15 protein-coding genes, 1 other RNA gene and 1 pseudogene are annotated in these 17,013 nt (G+C 61.2%); 6 read left to right on the forward strand and 11 right to left on the reverse strand.

Features of this window, described 5'->3' with window-relative positions:
- Window positions 1-290 precede the first annotated feature (290 nt).
- Window positions 291-387: signal recognition particle sRNA small type (gene ffs / locus ACE4QZ_RS10040), an RNA gene on the forward strand.
- Window positions 388-415: 28 nt separating this feature from the next.
- Here ffs and ACE4QZ_RS10045 read toward each other — a convergent pair.
- On the reverse strand, window positions 416-835 hold the full coding sequence (locus ACE4QZ_RS10045; RefSeq protein ID WP_103444718.1) for a helix-turn-helix domain-containing protein: 420 nt from the start codon (window positions 833-835) through the stop codon (window positions 416-418).
- Window positions 836-918: 83 nt separating this feature from the next.
- On the opposite strand from ACE4QZ_RS10045, the gene ACE4QZ_RS10050 reads away from it, so the two are divergent.
- Both ACE4QZ_RS10050 and ACE4QZ_RS10055 read left to right on the forward strand, forming a co-directional pair.
- Window positions 919-1,407 (forward strand): DUF2938 domain-containing protein, encoded by a 489-nt coding sequence (locus tag ACE4QZ_RS10050; protein ID WP_021783032.1) that lies wholly within the window; start codon window positions 919-921, stop codon window positions 1,405-1,407.
- Window positions 1,408-1,869: 462 nt separating this feature from the next.
- Window positions 1,870-2,040: a hypothetical protein gene (locus ACE4QZ_RS10055; RefSeq protein ID WP_223271203.1), complete on the forward strand. Its 171-nt coding sequence runs from the start codon at window positions 1,870-1,872 to the stop codon at window positions 2,038-2,040.
- A gap of 210 nt (window positions 2,041-2,250) precedes the next feature.
- On the opposite strand, the gene ACE4QZ_RS10060 is transcribed toward ACE4QZ_RS10055, so the two are convergent.
- Window positions 2,251-3,057, reverse strand: coding sequence for a substrate-binding periplasmic protein (locus tag ACE4QZ_RS10060; RefSeq protein WP_103462254.1), 807 nt, complete (start codon window positions 3,055-3,057; stop codon window positions 2,251-2,253).
- 121 nt (window positions 3,058-3,178) lie between these two features.
- Here ACE4QZ_RS10060 and dnaX point away from each other — a divergent pair, with 121 nt between their 5' ends.
- Together dnaX and ACE4QZ_RS10070 are read left to right on the forward strand one after the other, a co-directional pair.
- Window positions 3,179-5,254, forward strand: a complete 2,076-nt coding sequence (dnaX, locus tag ACE4QZ_RS10065) for a DNA polymerase III subunit gamma/tau (protein WP_410480435.1) — start codon at window positions 3,179-3,181, stop codon at window positions 5,252-5,254.
- A gap of 63 nt (window positions 5,255-5,317) precedes the next feature.
- On the forward strand, window positions 5,318-5,653 hold the full coding sequence (locus ACE4QZ_RS10070; RefSeq protein ID WP_003254305.1) for a YbaB/EbfC family nucleoid-associated protein: 336 nt from the start codon (window positions 5,318-5,320) through the stop codon (window positions 5,651-5,653).
- 251 nt (window positions 5,654-5,904) lie between these two features.
- Here the strand turns inward: ACE4QZ_RS10070 and ACE4QZ_RS10075 are convergent, their stop codons facing one another.
- The 3 genes and pseudogenes from ACE4QZ_RS10075 to ACE4QZ_RS10085 all read right to left on the reverse strand — a co-directional run bounded on the left by ACE4QZ_RS10075 (window position 5,905) and on the right by ACE4QZ_RS10085 (window position 9,449).
- The gene (locus ACE4QZ_RS10075; RefSeq protein WP_230064507.1) at window positions 5,905-7,233 is read right to left on the reverse strand and encodes an IS110-like element ISPpu9 family transposase; all 1,329 of its coding nucleotides are present in this window, start codon (window positions 7,231-7,233) and stop codon (window positions 5,905-5,907) included.
- 545 nt (window positions 7,234-7,778) lie between these two features.
- Window positions 7,779-8,087: pseudogene (locus tag ACE4QZ_RS10080) on the reverse strand (IS110 family transposase); the annotation flags it as partial.
- 33 nt (window positions 8,088-8,120) lie between these two features.
- Window positions 8,121-9,449 (reverse strand): IS110-like element ISPpu9 family transposase, encoded by a 1,329-nt coding sequence (locus tag ACE4QZ_RS10085; RefSeq protein WP_230064507.1) that lies wholly within the window; start codon window positions 9,447-9,449, stop codon window positions 8,121-8,123.
- A 478-nt stretch (window positions 9,450-9,927) separates the two neighbouring features.
- On the opposite strand from ACE4QZ_RS10085, the gene recR reads away from it, so the two are divergent.
- Entirely contained in the window at window positions 9,928-10,530 is a 603-nt protein-coding gene (gene recR / locus ACE4QZ_RS10090) for a recombination mediator RecR (protein WP_021783037.1), read from the forward strand.
- A 35-nt stretch (window positions 10,531-10,565) separates the two neighbouring features.
- Here the strand turns inward: recR and ACE4QZ_RS10095 are convergent, their stop codons facing one another.
- The 6 genes from ACE4QZ_RS10095 to ACE4QZ_RS10120 all read right to left on the reverse strand — a co-directional run bounded on the left by ACE4QZ_RS10095 (window position 10,566) and on the right by ACE4QZ_RS10120 (window position 16,921).
- Complete coding sequence (locus ACE4QZ_RS10095; RefSeq protein ID WP_009683910.1) at window positions 10,566-11,114, reverse strand: adenine phosphoribosyltransferase; 549 nt, start codon at window positions 11,112-11,114, stop codon at window positions 10,566-10,568.
- A gap of 54 nt (window positions 11,115-11,168) precedes the next feature.
- Entirely contained in the window at window positions 11,169-11,903 is a 735-nt protein-coding gene (gene fnrA / locus ACE4QZ_RS10100; protein WP_003254301.1) for a Crp/Fnr family transcriptional regulator FnrA, read from the reverse strand.
- 185 nt (window positions 11,904-12,088) lie between these two features.
- Complete coding sequence (gene hemN / locus ACE4QZ_RS10105; protein WP_028696985.1) at window positions 12,089-13,471, reverse strand: oxygen-independent coproporphyrinogen III oxidase; 1,383 nt, start codon at window positions 13,469-13,471, stop codon at window positions 12,089-12,091.
- A 105-nt stretch (window positions 13,472-13,576) separates the two neighbouring features.
- Window positions 13,577-14,260, reverse strand: a complete 684-nt coding sequence (locus tag ACE4QZ_RS10110) for a sulfite exporter TauE/SafE family protein (RefSeq protein WP_021783039.1) — start codon at window positions 14,258-14,260, stop codon at window positions 13,577-13,579.
- Window positions 14,253-14,468, reverse strand: coding sequence for a cbb3-type cytochrome oxidase assembly protein CcoS (ccoS, locus tag ACE4QZ_RS10115; RefSeq protein ID WP_021783040.1), 216 nt, complete (start codon window positions 14,466-14,468; stop codon window positions 14,253-14,255). The genes ACE4QZ_RS10110 and ccoS overlap by 8 nt, the downstream gene beginning before the upstream one ends.
- Window positions 14,447-16,921, reverse strand: coding sequence for a heavy metal translocating P-type ATPase (locus ACE4QZ_RS10120; RefSeq protein ID WP_410480436.1), 2,475 nt, complete (start codon window positions 16,919-16,921; stop codon window positions 14,447-14,449). Before ACE4QZ_RS10120 ends, ccoS begins: the two co-directional genes overlap by 22 nt.
- Between the last annotated feature and the right edge of the window lie 92 nt (window positions 16,922-17,013).

Consider the following 17,013-nt stretch of genomic DNA (forward strand, 5'->3'; position numbering starts at 1 on the left):
CATCCGCGGCCCTGTGGGAGCGGGCGTGCCCGCGAACACCGGCGTAGCTGGTGCCATCCATCGCGGCGCCTGCTTCGCGGGCAAGCCCGCTCCCACAGGGACGGTGCTGCTTGCGACATTCAAGCGGTGCCTGTGGGGAGGGTTTACCCGCGAGAGGCCCGTCCAGGCCGTCTCGACTCTGACAAGTCATTGAGAAATGATGACTTTTTCTCGCCCCGGAGGTTGTATCTGCTCGCAAGACCGGTACAATGGCGCCACTCGCTGCTCAGCGAGGCATGTAGTGGTGGCCCCATCGGTCCCCCCGCATTGATTACCCGTTAACCTGGTCAGGCCCGGAAGGGAGCAGCCATAGCGGGAACATCGAGTGCCGGGGTGTGGCTGGTGGGGCCGCCTCCATTTCCGGGGTCGGAAAACCTCAATCTGTAACGAACGCTTTCGTTCTTTCCTGCTTTTCGCCCAGTGCTCCCGCCGCCGACAGCTTCATCAGCCGCTGAAATTTCGGGCATGCCAGATGATCTTTCTCAGGGCATTGAGCTGCATGGCGCAACCCCTTGCTCATGGCCTGCAAGCGCCTGATCCGCGCGTCAAGTTCGTCTGCCTTGGCATTCAGCATCTGCCGGTCGACCTGCAGGTCCACCAACATCGCCCCGACTTCATCCAACGAAAACCCCGCAGCCTGCCCCAGGGCGATCAGCGCCAGCCTGTCCGCCACATCGGCTGCAAACTGTCGTCGCTGGCCGCGCTCGGCCAGGGACTTGAGCAAGCCTTTCTTCTCGTAGTAGCGGAGTGTCGATGCAGGTACGCCTGTGCGTTTGGCGACGTCGGCAATGTCCATTTCGGGCCCTTGACTTGAAGTTGACTTCAACTTCTATGCTGCGCGGCATGGGTAAGGACTGTCAACTTTCGAGGGCTTGTTCAATGACGTTTACTGCTATGTTTTTAGCTGCGTTGCCGATTGGCATCGGCGCCACAGTAGTGATGGACCTGTGGGGGCTGCTGCTGAGGCGGTTGGGTGTGGCAACGCTGAACTTTGCCATGGTCGGGCGTTGGGCGGGGCACCTGCTAGGTGGGCGTGCTTCGCACCAAGCGATTGCCAAAGCGGAACCGGTGCGAAATGAGTTGGCGTGGGGATGGGTGATTCACTACGCCACCGGCGTGCTTTTCGCGATGCTGCTGCTTGTGATCGTGGGGGAGGGCTGGTTGCGATCGCCTACTGTTTTACCTGCGGTAGTTGTGGGTATGGGTACAGTCGTGGCGCCGCTGTGCTTCATGCAGCCGGCCATGGGGGCAGGGTTCTTTGCGTCCAGAACGCCGACACCTGCGCGGAACTGCCTGAAGAGCCTGGTCACGCATTTTGTGTTTGGTGTGGGGTTGTTCTTGAGTGCGTATTTACGGGCTTTGCTGTGAAGACAGGGATCCCGATTACAGTAAGCACATGATCAGAGTGTCTGCTTTTAAAATAGGTCTGATAGCAGTCTAGGAAAGCTCCTACGCGTCAGGCAGGCATAGCGAATTATCCTACGTGTTCCGTCGACTCCCGTCTGATTGTTCCGGTCAACCTCGCCCACTAGGCTTTCGCGGTCGCTGTCAGTTCAGCGATCGGGTGTGGAAGCCTGGGTGGTTTGGTGGCTGTCGATATGACGGTTGTGCGTGGGAGGCCTTCGGGCCTGCCAGGTTTGCCATACCCCTGGTCTTCCACCCCGCGTACAACTGTCACCCTAAGTGTGGAAGCGAAAGGGTGCTCTCAGCCCGGTATCGTGAACTCATGAAAAACGGGTCCCCGATGCCCCCCACGTCTTCGATCTTCCCCAAGGCAAATCCCTTTCCCGCGCGATCAGCAAAGGCATCGTCCCGATGGGGTTCGCGTTGATGAATGTTTCCCACTACCTGATGTTCGCCTACAGTGATAGCCGGCGGGCGCTTGAGCGCATTCAGGACGAAGAAGCCAGGCAGTTATTGGAGCATGGGTTGCGGGCCATGCAGATTGCCTGGGGGCAGGCGGATGCTGTCAGCTTGGCGTTTGAACGTAAAGGCCGGTGACATTGAGTTTGTGATAGAGATTGTGAGTGTGCCGCTCAACGCTGTGGGAGCGGGCATGCCCGCGAAGAATATAACGCGGTGGATGGCACCGGCTATGCCGGTGTTCGCGGGCAAGCCCGCTCCCACAGGGATCGCGCCAGCTTTTAGAAATTGAGCAAGACAGTTGCTCCCACAGTGTTTGCGCAAGCGTTCGCGAAATGAGCAGGGCCGTTAGTTGCGCTGGCTGTGTGCCGGCATTTTGCTGGGTATTTCGGGCTGGGCCACAGACATACTCTCCGGCTCGCCCGTCCCTCCATGCCGCTGCAAAATCCGCTCGATCTCCCCCGACTGCTTCATTCTTGCCAGCGCCCGCAATAGCCCTTGAGTCGGTATCGCCGGATCGTTGCGCACCATGCACCCCAAATCCTGTTCGTCCAGCACTGCCAGCGCCTGCAATTGCTGCTCCGCTGGCAACCCTTGGTTGAACCACTGCAACGACAACTGGTTGCTTACCGCATGGCGATACCGGCCTGCCTGCAGCTTTTGCAGCACCAGCAACTGGCTGCGGCTGTCCTCACGGCGCAGCTGGCCTTGGTCCAGCAGCGGTTGCAGGGTTGGATAGGTGTAGCCAAGCACCGTGCCGATCGCCTGAGGTGGCAGTTGCTCCGGGGGTAACGGGGTGCTGTCGCCAGCGCGGCCAACCAGTACGTCGCGCTGATGAAACAGCGGGATACTCCACACAAAATCCCTTGGGCGGTCGTTGAGCCATTGGGTACTGACGTGGCAGCGCACATCAATATCGCCGCTGCTCATGGCCTCCTCCAGGCGCAGGCGTGCCATGACGTGGTACTTGGGGCTAGCGCCCACTTGCCTGGCAACGGCTTGCATCAGGTCGTAAAGCAATCCCTCCACTGGCTGATCGCCTTCGATGCGTACCAGCGGCATGCTCCAGCTCTCGACGACGGAAAAGCGCAGCACCGGCTGGTCAGCCAGGCTGTTTGTAGACCACAGCAGTAAAAGGGCCAGCAGTCTTCGCAAAGGCAATCCTCCCTGGACAATGCGCCATTCCAAGCTTAGACGAGTTGCGCAGGGTGCAATTTTGCCCCCGCTCCGCTAGCATTAGCGATCTTCCGCTCGATCAGGCTACGATGGTTTTTCGATGAGTTATCAGGTTCTTGCACGAAAATGGCGTCCGCGCTCGTTCCGCGAAATGGTCGGCCAGACCCATGTGCTCAAGGCCTTGATCAATGCCTTGGACAACCAGCGCCTGCACCATGCCTACCTGTTCACCGGTACCCGCGGCGTGGGCAAGACGACCATCGCCCGTATTATCGCAAAGTGCCTGAACTGTGAAACCGGCATCACCTCCACGCCCTGTGGCACCTGTTCGGTGTGCCGTGAGATCGACGAAGGCCGTTTCGTCGACCTGATCGAGATCGACGCCGCCAGCCGTACCAAGGTAGAGGACACTCGCGAACTGCTCGATAACGTGCAGTACGCCCCCAGCCGTGGGCGCTTCAAGGTCTACCTGATCGACGAAGTGCACATGCTCTCGACCCACTCGTTCAACGCCTTGCTCAAGACGCTGGAAGAGCCGCCGCCCTACGTCAAGTTCATCCTCGCCACCACCGACCCGCAGAAGCTGCCGGCCACCATCCTGTCGCGCTGCCTGCAGTTCTCGTTGAAGAACATGAGCCCGGAGCGGGTGGTGGAGCACCTCAGTCACGTACTGGCCGCCGAGAACGTGCCGTTCGAGGAAGATGCCCTGTGGCTGCTGGGCCGTGCGGCCGATGGCTCCATGCGTGATGCCATGAGCCTGACCGACCAGGCCATCGCCTTTGGTGAAGGCAAGGTACTGGCCGCCGATGTGCGTGCCATGTTGGGTAGCCTCGACCATGGCCAGGTGTATGGCGTCTTGCAGGCACTGCTCGAAGGCGATGCCAGGGCTTTGCTGGAGGCCGTGCGTAACCTGGCCGAGCAAGGGCCGGACTGGTCGGGTGTTCTGGCCGAAATGCTCAATGTGCTGCACCGTGTAGCCATTGCCCAAGCGCTGCCCGAAGCGGTAGACAACGGCCAGGGTGATCGCGAGCGGGTATTGGCGCTGGCATCGGCGCTGCCGGCCGAGGATGTGCAGTTCTATTATCAGATGGGCCTGATTGGCCGTCGTGACCTGCCCCTTGCACCGGACCCGCGCGGTGGCTTCGAGATGGTGCTGCTGCGTATGCTGGCGTTCCGCCCGGCAGACACGGACGACGCACCGAAGCCGGTGCTAAAGCCAACGGGGATCAGCCAGGCCACAGCTGATCCTGCAGGGCAGGTGGCAGCCGCGGCGCCGGTCGCGCTTTCATCGCCTGTTGCGGCTGTGCCGGCGGAGCCTGTAGCGCAAGCCTCGCAGCTGGAGGTGCCTGCACCCGCGACGGCTGATCATGAACCGGAGGCCGAGGCAGATGTTGAGCTGAAGGCCGAAGCCGAGGCCATCTCCGTACCTGAGCCTGTTGCCGAAGTGGTCGACCTGCCGTGGGAAGAGCCTGCCGTTGCACCCGCGCCGTTAGCGGCCGAACCCGCGCCTGAACCGGCACCTGCGCCCGAGCCTGTTGCCCCGGTGGCGCCCCCACAGGCCGCCCCGGCACACGACGAGCCGCCTTTCGACCCGTCTGCCTACGCTGCCGTGGGGATGGACCGGGACGATGAGCCACCGTTGGACGAAGACTATTACGGCGGCGAAAGCGATCCGGCAGGTTTCAGCTACCTGGACGAGTTGGCCGAACATGTTCAGGAAGACGTGTCCAAACCGGCTGCCGAACCGTTGCCGGCAGCCAAACCGGCCACCGGCCTGGCCTTGCAATGGCTGGAATTATTCCCACAGTTGCCTGTGTCAGGGATGACAGGCAACATCGCGGCAAACTGTACACTGATTGCCGCCGATGGCGACGACTGGCTGCTGCATCTGGACCCGGGCCAGGGGGCACTGTTCAACGCGACCCAGCAGCGGCGCCTGAACGAAGCGCTCAACCAGCACCTGGGGCGCACGCTGAACCTGCGGATCGAGCTGATCCTGCCCGAGCAGGAAACCCCGGCTCAGGCCGCAGCGCGCAAGCGTGCCGAGCGCCAGCAGGATGCAGTTGCTTCGATCGAGCAGGATCCGTTGATCCAGCAGATGATCAAGTTGTTCGGCGCCAAGGTGCGGCAGGATACTATTGAGCCTGTAGAAGCCCTGGTCAGCCAGGGCCAGTAACGGATAACCATGCGGCCGGCCCGGTGCCGGGCCGCATCACATGACCCAATCGAGGTATACCCCATGATGAAAGGTGGCATGGCCGGCCTGATGAAGCAGGCCCAGCAGATGCAGGAAAAAATGCAGAAGATGCAGGAAGAACTGGCCAACGCCGAAGTCACCGGTCAGTCCGGTGGCGGGCTGGTGAGCGTGGTGATGACCGGTCGTCACGACGTCAAGCGCGTCAGCATCGACCAGAGCCTGATGTCGACTGATGAAGATGACAAGGAAGTACTGGAAGACCTCATTGCCGCTGCGCTGAACGACGCAGTGCGCAAGGTTGAGCAAAGCAGCCAGGAAAAGATGGGCGGCATGACCGCCGGCATGCAGCTGCCGCCAGGCTTCAAGATGCCGTTCTAAGGGCATTGCGATACTCAAAACCGCCGCTGATATCAGCGGCGTTTTTTTTACGTAGATTTCAACCCAGGCGCGGTCTGCTTTTTTATGTCGGGTACAACTGTTGTGCTCGAACTTTGAAATTTTTGCACGATCACTATGGGGGCGGGCATGCCCGCGAACACGGGCGAAGCCCGTGCCATCCACTGTGCAGCCTGCTTCGCGGGCATGCCCGCTCTCATCAAACAAAATACAACCCACTGTTTTCTAAGCACTCAAGCGGCCACCAGCTGATACCCCAGTTTCCGGGCTTTGCGGAGCAAAGCCCGGACCTGCCGGTCCTGGCTTCTGGTTTCGAACTCCTCAAGACCTTTTTCAACATAAGCCTGCTTCTTGGTTAAAAGGTTGTACACCAGACGTGCCAACTGATGCGCAGTGGCCTTGATGGCGCAGCTGGTATCCATTCGAGTCAGTCTGGCTCGGTGCGATGCACCAATGAAACCCTTGTCGTTACGGGCATTGGATGCAGCCTGCTTGAGTGCTTGAGCTGCTCGATTGACTATTTTTGGCCCACCACCTGCCAGTCGATGACCGCCGGAAATTCGAGTAGGGGGAGCCAGTCCCAACCAAGAGCAGAAGTGCTGTGAGGACGGGAAACGTGATAGATCTGTACCGATCTCCCCTGCCAGCACTAATGCAGTGTCCACCCCAATGGTTGGAATTGCGGTTAGGTCCACGCCAAGAACTTTCCATAATGTCTGATGCAGTTCAGTCTGTTGGGCACCGTTTCGGTGCGGGCTCCGTAAAGGCTTATTGGATGGCTCTGGCTTGTTTTGCAGCACCGGCAACTGCTCTAACGCGGCTTTTATGGCGTCGTCACAATCAGCAATTTGCTGCTCCAGGAAGTCATAGGCAGCCAATTCCTGAGTTAGCGCATGCAAATGCTCGCGTCGCCAATTGCCATGAAGACTCCGAGCGACAGCCTCCTTGCCTGCCTTGATGCGGCGGTCGGTCAGTTCAGCCAGTTGCACTGGGTCCCGTTCACCTGCGCAGATGGCTCGCAAAATCTTCATGCCAGTTACGCCGGAAATATCACTGATGACATTGGCCAGCTGGATGTTCATTTGGCTCATGGCCTTTTGCATCCGGTTCAGCGTCTGCGCCTGGTCTTTCACTTTGGAAGCACGCTGCCTGACCAATGACCGGACGCAGCAGGTCAGATCATCGGGGCGGAATGCGCCTCTGAGCAGTCCATGAGTCATCAGCTGCCAAATCCACTGGCAATCCAGCACATCTGATTTACGGCCCGTGATTTGCCGAGTTGCTCTGGCATTGACGAGATAAACCTCAAAACCGCGCTCGCTGAGAATCTCGTAAATTGGAATCCAATAAACCCCCGTGGATTCCATGGCAACGACCTTGATCCCCAGGCTTTCAAGCCAGTTAGCCATCTTGAGCAGGTCGTCAGTAAAGGACGTGAACGACTGGACGGGATTTTCGTGCCGGGGATCGACCGCCACGAAATGCTCTCGACCACCGACATCGATCGCTGCGCAATCGGGATGGACGACGGTAAAGCGTTGCTTGGAAGGCTTGCGCGCCATGATGAATCCTCGCAGGATAAAGGGCGCGCGGGGCACACGGTGGCGAAAGGGTTCACTCTCTCATACGTGGTCACAGCTGAATCAGCTGATGCCTACAGGGACTTCACGCCGATACCGTGCGGATCACTCTCCCACGCGGGTGTGCGGACACACACCAGTGCTGGCTACGATCTCTGTCCCGCGCACACGAACCCTAACAAAGCAAAAGGCGGCTGGCCCTACCGGGCCAACCGCCTTTTCTTTTTCAAAATGTCAGCGTCGCTGCGGATCTAAAGCCGTACACCTCATGTTTGCTGCGCGACAGCGCAGCCCGGAAGGGCTGGGTGATCTCCCACAGTGATCACACTGGCTTTCCAGTTTTGTGCAAGGCAATTGCGCTCATATAACTGCAGGCCGCGTAGACTTAAGGTGACCTGATTTGACGCCACCGCCCTCGCTGGGTATAAACCGCCTCTTATTGAATTGTCAGGCCTTTCCCATGAGCTTCAGCCCCCTCATCCGCCAACTCTCATCAAACAAAATACAACCCACTGTTTTCTAAGCACTCAAGCGGCCACCAGCTGATACCCCAGTTTCCGGGCTTTGCGGAGCAAAGCCCGGACCTGCCGGTCCTGGCTTCTGGTTTCGAACTCCTCAAGACCTTTTTCAACATAAGCCTGCTTCTTGGTTAAAAGGTTGTACACCAGACGTGCCAACTGATGCGCAGTGGCCTTGATGGCGCAGCTGGTATCCATTCGAGTCAGTCTGGCTCGGTGCGATGCACCAATGAAACCCTTGTCGTTACGGGCATTGGATGCAGCCTGCTTGAGTGCTTGAGCTGCTCGATTGACTATTTTTGGCCCACCACCTCTCATCAAACAAAATACAACCCACTGTTTTCTAAGCACTCAAGCGGCCACCAGCTGATACCCCAGTTTCCGGGCTTTGCGGAGCAAAGCCCGGACCTGCCGGTCCTGGCTTCTGGTTTCGAACTCCTCAAGACCTTTTTCAACATAAGCCTGCTTCTTGGTTAAAAGGTTGTACACCAGACGTGCCAACTGATGCGCAGTGGCCTTGATGGCGCAGCTGGTATCCATTCGAGTCAGTCTGGCTCGGTGCGATGCACCAATGAAACCCTTGTCGTTACGGGCATTGGATGCAGCCTGCTTGAGTGCTTGAGCTGCTCGATTGACTATTTTTGGCCCACCACCTGCCAGTCGATGACCGCCGGAAATTCGAGTAGGGGGAGCCAGTCCCAACCAAGAGCAGAAGTGCTGTGAGGACGGGAAACGTGATAGATCTGTACCGATCTCCCCTGCCAGCACTAATGCAGTGTCCACCCCAATGGTTGGAATTGCGGTTAGGTCCACGCCAAGAACTTTCCATAATGTCTGATGCAGTTCAGTCTGTTGGGCACCGTTTCGGTGCGGGCTCCGTAAAGGCTTATTGGATGGCTCTGGCTTGTTTTGCAGCACCGGCAACTGCTCTAACGCGGCTTTTATGGCGTCGTCACAATCAGCAATTTGCTGCTCCAGGAAGTCATAGGCAGCCAATTCCTGAGTTAGCGCATGCAAATGCTCGCGTCGCCAATTGCCATGAAGACTCCGAGCGACAGCCTCCTTGCCTGCCTTGATGCGGCGGTCGGTCAGTTCAGCCAGTTGCACTGGGTCCCGTTCACCTGCGCAGATGGCTCGCAAAATCTTCATGCCAGTTACGCCGGAAATATCACTGATGACATTGGCCAGCTGGATGTTCATTTGGCTCATGGCCTTTTGCATCCGGTTCAGCGTCTGCGCCTGGTCTTTCACTTTGGAAGCACGCTGCCTGACCAATGACCGGACGCAGCAGGTCAGATCATCGGGGCGGAATGCGCCTCTGAGCAGTCCATGAGTCATCAGCTGCCAAATCCACTGGCAATCCAGCACATCTGATTTACGGCCCGTGATTTGCCGAGTTGCTCTGGCATTGACGAGATAAACCTCAAAACCGCGCTCGCTGAGAATCTCGTAAATTGGAATCCAATAAACCCCCGTGGATTCCATGGCAACGACCTTGATCCCCAGGCTTTCAAGCCAGTTAGCCATCTTGAGCAGGTCGTCAGTAAAGGACGTGAACGACTGGACGGGATTTTCGTGCCGGGGATCGACCGCCACGAAATGCTCTCGACCACCGACATCGATCGCTGCGCAATCGGGATGGACGACGGTAAAGCGTTGCTTGGAAGGCTTGCGCGCCATGATGAATCCTCGCAGGATAAAGGGCGCGCGGGGCACACGGTGGCGAAAGGGTTCACTCTCTCATACGTGGTCACAGCTGAATCAGCTGATGCCTACAGGGACTTCACGCCGATACCGTGCGGATCACTCTCCCACGCGGGTGTGCGGACACACACCAGTGCTGGCTACGATCTCTGTCCCGCGCACACGAACCCTAACAAAGCAAAAGGCGGCTGGCCCTACCGGGCCAACCGCCTTTTCTTTTTCAAAATGTCAGCGTCGCTGCGGATCTAAAGCCGTACACCTCATGTTTGCTGCGCGACAGCGCAGCCCGGAAGGGCTGGGTGATCTCCCACAGTGATCACACTGGCTTTCCAGTTTTGTGCAAGGCAATTGCGCTCATATAACTGCAGGCCGCGTAGACTTAAGGTGACCTGATTTGACGCCACCGCCCTCGCTGGGTATAAACCGCCTCTTATTGAATTGTCAGGCCTTTCCCATGAGCTTCAGCCCCCTCATCCGCCAACTGATCGACGGCCTGCGCATCTTGCCAGGTGTCGGTCAGAAAACCGCCCAGCGCATGGCCCTGCAACTGCTCGAGCGCGACCGCAGCGGTGGGCTGCGCCTGGCTCAGGCCTTGACCCAGGCCATGGATGGGGTGGGCCACTGCCGTCAGTGCCGCACCCTGACCGAGCAGGAGCTGTGCCCACAGTGTGCCGACCCGCGCCGTGACGACACCCAGCTGTGCGTTGTCGAGGGGCCGACCGATGTGTATGCGGTGGAGCAGACGGGCTACCGTGGCCGTTACTTCGTGCTCAAGGGGCACCTGTCGCCGCTGGATGGCCTGGGGCCTGAGGCGATCGGTATTCCGCAGCTGATGGCGCGGATCGAAGAGCAGGGCACCTTTACCGAGGTGATCCTGGCGACCAACCCGACGGTGGAAGGCGAAGCGACGGCGCATTACATTGCCCAGTTACTGAGCGAGAAAGGGCTGGTAGCGTCGCGGATTGCCCATGGTGTGCCCCTGGGCGGCGAGCTGGAGATGGTGGACGGCGGTACCCTGGCCCATGCCTTTGCAGGACGCCGGCCCATTTCGCTCTGATTCATTGGGGCTGCAAAGCAGCCCCAAAAGCCCACTCAGTACTCGCTGAGGGAAAACTCGGTCAGGCAGAAGGTAGGCACCCCGGCCGCCTGCAACCGACGCGAGCCGTCCAGTTCCGGCAGGTCGATGATCGCCGCCGCCTCGAACACCTGCGCTCCGGTACGACGCACCAGGTTGGCCGCCGCCAGCAGGGTCCCGCCAGTTGCTATCAAGTCATCGAAGATCAACACTGAATCGCCTTCGCACAGGCTGTCGGCATGCACTTCCAGGAAGGCCTCGCCGTACTCGGTCTGGTAACCCTCGCTCAGCACGTCGGCCGGCAGCTTGCCCTGCTTGCGGAACAGGATCAGCGGCTTGTTCAGCTGGTGGGCGATGATCGAGCCGATCAGGAAGCCCCGCGCGTCCATGGCGCCGATGTGGCTGAATTCAGCCTCGACATAGCGCTCGATGAACTGGTCGGCCACATAGCGCAGCCCGCGTGGCGACTGGAATAACGGGGTAATGTCGCGGAAGATCACACCCGGTTTGGGGAAGTCCACTACCGGGCGGATCAGGGCTTTGAGGTCGAAGGCGTCGCTGTGCATTGTTGCGGGTATCCTGGGAAAACGAATGCCCAAGTATACCCGCTAAACGTGGCCTCAGGCCTCGATTGCACCACCGGCCAGCGCGCACAGCTGGATCGGGTCGAGAATGTGCACTTCCTTGCCCTCGGCGCGCAGCAGGCCGTTCTGCTGGAAGCGGGTGAACACCCGCGACACGGTTTCTACGGCCAGGCCAAGGTAGTTGCCGATTTCGTTGCGCGACATGCTCAGGCGGAACTGATTGGCCGAATAGCCGCGGGCGCGGAAGCGCGCCGACAGGTTGACCAGGAAGGTGGCAATGCGCTCGTCGGCGGTCTTTTTCGACAGCAGCAACATCATTTGCTGGTCGTCGCGGATTTCGCGGCTCATTACCCGCATCAGCTGGCGACGCAGCTGCGGCAGTTGCACCGAAAGCTCGTCAAGCCGCTCGAAGGGGATTTCACACACCGAAGTGGTTTCCTGGGCCTGGGCCGATACCGGGTAGGCCTCGGTATCCATGCCCGACAGGCCGACCAGTTCGCTGGGCAGGTGGAAGCCCGTGATCTGTTCTTCGCCGCTGTCGCTGAGGCTGAAGGTTTTCAGGGCCCCGGAACGTACTGCGTAGACCGAGCCAAAACTGTCACCCTGGCGGAACAGAAACTCGCCTTTCTTGAGCGGCCGCCCGCGTTTGACGATTTCATCCAGTGCGTCCATGTCTTCCAGGTTCAGCGAAAGAGGCAGGCACAGGGGGGCCAGGCTGCAATCCTTGCAATGGGCCTGGTTGTGTGGGCGCAGTTTGACTGGCTCGGACATTTGAATCGATCCTTGTGGGAAAGCACACATAAGTCGTAAGGGTAACTCACGACACAGGGTGTAGGCCAGTGTGCGCGGTGATGGTGCGCGCTGGCGAAACCCCGGCAGGTGGCCTGCCGGGAGTCCTTGTGTGCTCATAGTGTGCCTGACAAGGAAGCTTGTCCATGCGGTGAACGCCTTGTTTTTCAGATCACTCGCGAGAAACGCTGGCGGTTGTGCATTGCCAGATACGCGTCGAACACCATGCATACCGAGCGCGCCAGCAGCCGGCCGGCCGGCAGGATGCGAATACCCTTGTCGTCCAGGCTGATCAGGCCGTCGCGCTGCAAGGTCAGCAGCTCGGGCCAGAGGTCGTTGAAGTAACCGCGAAAATCAAGGGTGAAGGCCTGTTCGATGGGTTCGAAATCCAGCTCGAAATGGCAGATCAGCTGCTGGATCACCGCCCGGCGTATACGGTCGTCGTGGTTGCACAGTAAGCCGCGCTGGGTAGCCAGCTGGGCGTTGGACAGGCTGTCCTGGTAGGTGCTGAGGTCACTGCTGTTCTGGCAGTACAGGTCGCCGATCTGGCTGATCGCCGACACGCCCAGGCCAATCAGGTCGCAATGCCCGTGGGTGGTGTAGCCCTGGAAGTTGCGCTGCAAGGTGCCTTCTTCCTGGGCAATGGCCAGTTCGTCGTCGGGCAGGGCGAAGTGGTCCATGCCGATGTAGCGGTAACCGGCGGCGGTCAGTTGGTCGATGGTGGCGTGCAGCATCTCCAACTTGGCGGCGGCGCTGGGCAGGTCGTTGCTGTCGATGCGCCGTTGCGGCATGAAGCGCTCTGGAAGGTGGGCATAGTTGAACACCGACAGGCGGTCGGGCTGCAGGCGGATCACCTCTTCGACGGTGCGGGCGAAGCCTTCCGGGGTTTGCTTGGGCAGGCCGTAGATCAGGTCGAGGTTGACCGAGCGAAACTGTAGCGTGCGGGCAGCCTCGATCAGGGTGCGGGTCTGCTCCAGGCTCTGCAGGCGGTTGATCGCCCGCTGTACGGCCGGGTCAAGGTCCTGCACACCCAGGCTGACGCGGTTGAAGCCCAGTTCGCGAAGCAGGCCCATGGTCGACCAGTCGGCTTCGCGAGGGTCGATCTCGATGCCGTAGTCGCCGGAATCGTCGTCCAGCAGGTGGAAGTGCTGGCGCAGGGTGGCCATCAGTTGGCGCAGTTCCACATGGCTGAGGAAGGTTGGTGTGCCTCCGCCAAAATGCAGCTGTTCAACACGTTGTTTAGGGTCCAGGTGGCAGGCGATCAACTGGATTTCCTGCTCCAGGCGCTGCAGGTAGGGCGCGGCGCGCGCGCGGTCCTTGGTGATGACCTTGTTGCAGGCGCAGTAGTAGCAGATGTTGGCGCAGAACGGCACATGCACGTACAGCGACAGCGGGCGCACGGCCCGTCGGCTCTCGCGCAGGGCGTTGAGCAGGTCGAACGAACCCACCTCGCTGTGCAGTTGCACGGCGGTTGGGTAAGAGGTGTAGCGTGGCCCGGCGAGATCGTAGCGGCGGATCAGGTCGGTATCCCAACGTAGTTCGTCGAGCATGAGGGTAGTCCCCGGAAAGAGCAGCAGTGCACCGGAGTCTATGGCCGTCTGTAGGAAACTGTGTTGATTTGTATCAAGGGCATTGGGGCTGCCTTGCAGCCCCCGTCAATGCCCCATCAGCCAGTGCTGGTGTGGGCCCGGCAGGGTCCAGACACCGAATAGCATCACCAGCACACCGCCCGCCACGCGCACGCTGCGTCGCCGCAACAGGGCGTTTACCCGTTCGGCAGCCAGCCCGGTTGCCAGCAACACCGGCCAGGTGCCCACCCCGAACGCGAGCATCAACACCGCGCTGTACCCGGCGTTGCCCTGGCTGGCCGCCCACAGCAGGGTGCTGTAAACCAAACCGCACGGCAGCCAGCCCCACAAGGCGCCCAGCAGCAACGCCCGAGGCAGGCTGGACACTGGCAGCAAGCGCGACGCCAGCGGCTGGATATGCCGCCACAACCCGCGGCCAAGTGCCTCGATACGGGTCAGCCCGCTCCACCAGCCGGCCAGGTACAGGCCCATGGCAATCAGCAGCAGCGCCGCAGCCACCCGCAGCGCCAGCGCTGCCGGGCTGCTGGCCACGGCCCAGCCTGCCAGGCCCAGCAACAGGCCGGCGCAGGCATAGCTGAAAATGCGCCCCAGGTTATACGCCAGCAACAGGCGCAGGCGCTTGCCGCGTTGTTCGGGGGGGATGGCCAAGGTCAGTGCGCCCATCAGGCCACCGCACATGCCCAGGCAGTGACCGCCACCCAGCAGGCCAAGGACCAGTGCCGAGCCCAGCAGCGGAAGCAGGTCAGGCACGGGGTGGTGGTTCCTTGTCGGTGTCGGCCGGGGCGTCGTCAGGCTTCACGGCCGCCTGGTGGCGCGGGTCCTGATCGTCGAACAGGATGCTGTGGGCGGGGCCTTCAAGGTCGTCGTACTGGCCGCTGTCTACCGCCCAGAAGAAGATGTACACGGCCACGCCGACCAGCAGCAGGGCTGCCGGAATCATGACATAGAGGGCGGGCATGGCGACTTCCTCCCGGGTAAAGGGGCTTCGTGGGGCGGCGGGCCAGAGGCCACGGGCATACGGGTCAGGCGCAGGGCATTGAGCACCACGATCAGCGAGCTGACCGACATGCCGATGGCGGCCCACACCGGCGTGATCCAGCCGAGCGCGGCAAACGGCAACATCAGGCCATTATACAGGGTCGCCCACAGCAGGTTCTCGAGGATGTTGCGCCGCGTTCGACGGGCCAGGTCGAAGGCCTGCACCAGCGCCTGCAGGCGGTTGGACAGCAGTACGGCATCGGCGCTGGTCTTGGCAAGGTCGGTGGCGCTACCCATCGCGATGCTGATGTCGGCGGCGGCCAGCACCGGCACATCGTTGACACCGTCGCCGAGCATCAGCACTTTGCGCCCCTGTGCCTGCAGGGCTTTCAGCCGGTCAAGCTTGTCGTCTGGCCGCAGGCCGCCAATGGCCTGGTCGATGCCCAGTTGTGCGGCCACTTCGGCAACCATTGGCGAGCTGTCGCCCGACAGCAGCAGCGTGCGCCAGCCACGTGCCTTGCAGGCAGCGAGCAGGGCCGGGGCATCGTCGCGCAGACGGTCGTCCAGGCCAAACCAGGCCAATGGCCCCTGGCGGTCGCCCAATAGCAGCCATTGGCCGCGCGGCTCCGGCACGGCGGGGGTCTGCGCGCCGCTCAAGGCGCAGACGAAGGTGGCCTGGCCAATGCGCAGGCGCTGCCCGTCCACCAGCCCTTCCAGGCCCAGGCCAGGTATGGTCTGCACATCATCGGCAGGCGTGGCGGTACGACCGAAGGCGCGGGCGATGGGGTGCTCGGAGCGGTTTTCCAGCGCGGCGGCAAGGGCCAGGCAGCGGTCGGCTGCCTGGCTGCCGAGCGGGCGAATGCTGCGCAAGGCCAGGCGGCCCTCGGTCAGTGTGCCGGTCTTGTCGAAGATTACCGTGTCGATCTGGTTCAGGCCTTCCAGCACATGGCCGCGGGTCACCAGCAGGCCGAGCTTGTGCAAGGTGCCGGTGGCGGCCGTAAGCGCAGTTGGCGTGGCCAGCGACAGCGCACAGGGGCAGGTTGCCACCAGCATCGCCAGCACGATCCAGAACGCCCGCGTCGGGTCCAGGTGCCACCACCACAGGCCGATGGCAACGGCGGCCAGCAGCGAAAACAGCAGGAACCACTGCGAGGCGCGGTCGGCAATTTCCGCCAGGCGCGGTTTTTCGGTCTGGGCGCGCTCCAGCAGGCGGACGATGGCCGATAACCGTGAATCGTGACCGAGGGCTTCGACTTCCACGTTAAGGGTGCTTTCGACGTTCAACGTGCCGCCGGTGACCCGTTCGCCTACTTGGCGGGGCTGTGGCAGGTATTCGCCGGTTAGCAGTGATTCGTCGACGCTGGAGCGGCCTTCTACGATACGCCCGTCGGCCGGGATTACCGCGCCTGGCAGGACTTGCACGGTGTCACCGCAGTGCAGTTCGCCAAGGAGGATGCGCTCGCTGCGGCCGAAGGCGTCCAGGCGCAGGCACGAGGCCGGCAGCAGGTTGACCAGCTGCGCAGTGGCCGCAGCCGTGCGTTCTCGGGCTCGGCGTTCCAGGTAGCGGCCGGTGAGGAGAAACAGGGCGAACATGCCCACGGTGTCGAAATACAGCTCGCCGCTGCCGGTGATGGCCGTCCAGATGCCAGCGCTGAAGGCAAGGCCAATGGCCAGCGACACTGAAACGTCCATGGTCAGGTGGCGGGTGCGCAGGTCGCGTGCCGCGCCTTTGAAGAATGGCGCGCAGCTATAGAACACGATGGGGATGGTGAGGAACAGCGCAACCCAGCGCAGAATGGTGTGCAGTTCGGGCGACAGGTCGATGTTGAACTCCGGCCAGGTTGCCATGGTTGCCATCATTGCCTGGAACCACAGCAGCCCGGCCACGCCCAGGCGGCGCAAGGCGCTACGGTTTTCCCGGGCCAGCTGCTCGGTGGCCTTGTCGGGCTGATAGGGGTGGGCGGCGTAGCCGATCTGTCGCAGCTCGGCGAGCAGGCGCGACAGCGGTAGCTGCTGGTCATCCCAGTTCAGCAACAGGCGGTGATTGGACAGGTTCAGGCGCGCTTCGGCGACACCGGGCAGGTTGCGCAAGTGCTTTTCGATCAGCCACCCGCAGGCAGCGCAACTGATGCCTTCGACCAGCAGGGTGGTTTCGGCCAGCTCGCCCTGGTGGCGGACGAAGGTTTGTTGCACGTCACTGCGGTCGTAAAGGGCCAGCTCGTCCTGCAACTGCCTGGGCAGGGCTTCGGGGTTGGCGCTAGCGTCACTGCGGTGCTGGTAGTAGTGCTCCAGGCCTCCAGCGACGATCGACTCGGCCACCGCCTGGCAACCTGGGCAGCAGAACTGCCGGGGCTGGCCGAGGACCACGGCGGTGAAGCGGCTGCCGGCGGGGACGGGCAGGGCGCAGTGGTAGCAGGGGGTGGGTTGGGTCATTGCGTCATTGCCTTACAGATCGGCCGGCCTGAATCGAAACCTGTAGGAGCGGGCTTGCCCGCGAATGCGTCAGGCCTGAAAACAACGTTGCC

The organism is Pseudomonas sp. DCA-1, assembly GCF_046523955.1.
GTDB lineage: Bacteria > Pseudomonadota > Gammaproteobacteria > Pseudomonadales > Pseudomonadaceae > Aquipseudomonas > Aquipseudomonas putida_Y.

Bases quoted from the DNA above. Each gene is read 5' to 3' on its own strand.
- ACE4QZ_RS10045 (WP_103444718.1), bottom strand. From the start codon at position 835: ATGGACATTGCCGACGTCGCCAAACGCACAGGCGTACCTGCATCGACA.
- ACE4QZ_RS10050 (WP_021783032.1), top strand. From the start codon at position 919: ATGACGTTTACTGCTATGTTTTTAGCTGCGTTGCCGATTGGCATCGGC.
- ACE4QZ_RS10055 (WP_223271203.1), top strand. From the start codon at position 1,870: ATGAATGTTTCCCACTACCTGATGTTCGCCTACAGTGATAGCCGGCGG.
- dnaX (WP_410480435.1), top strand. From the start codon at position 3,179: ATGAGTTATCAGGTTCTTGCACGAAAATGGCGTCCGCGCTCGTTCCGC.
- ACE4QZ_RS10070 (WP_003254305.1), top strand. From the start codon at position 5,318: ATGATGAAAGGTGGCATGGCCGGCCTGATGAAGCAGGCCCAGCAGATG.
- ACE4QZ_RS10075 (WP_230064507.1), bottom strand. From the start codon at position 7,233: ATGGCGCGCAAGCCTTCCAAGCAACGCTTTACCGTCGTCCATCCCGAT.
- ACE4QZ_RS10085 (WP_230064507.1), bottom strand. From the start codon at position 9,449: ATGGCGCGCAAGCCTTCCAAGCAACGCTTTACCGTCGTCCATCCCGAT.
- recR (WP_021783037.1), top strand. From the start codon at position 9,928: ATGAGCTTCAGCCCCCTCATCCGCCAACTGATCGACGGCCTGCGCATC.
- ACE4QZ_RS10095 (WP_009683910.1), bottom strand. From the start codon at position 11,114: ATGCACAGCGACGCCTTCGACCTCAAAGCCCTGATCCGCCCGGTAGTG.
- fnrA (WP_003254301.1), bottom strand. From the start codon at position 11,903: ATGTCCGAGCCAGTCAAACTGCGCCCACACAACCAGGCCCATTGCAAG.
- hemN (WP_028696985.1), bottom strand. From the start codon at position 13,471: ATGCTCGACGAACTACGTTGGGATACCGACCTGATCCGCCGCTACGAT.
- ccoS (WP_021783040.1), bottom strand. From the start codon at position 14,468: ATGCCCGCCCTCTATGTCATGATTCCGGCAGCCCTGCTGCTGGTCGGC.
- ACE4QZ_RS10120 (WP_410480436.1), bottom strand. From the start codon at position 16,921: ATGACCCAACCCACCCCCTGCTACCACTGCGCCCTGCCCGTCCCCGCC.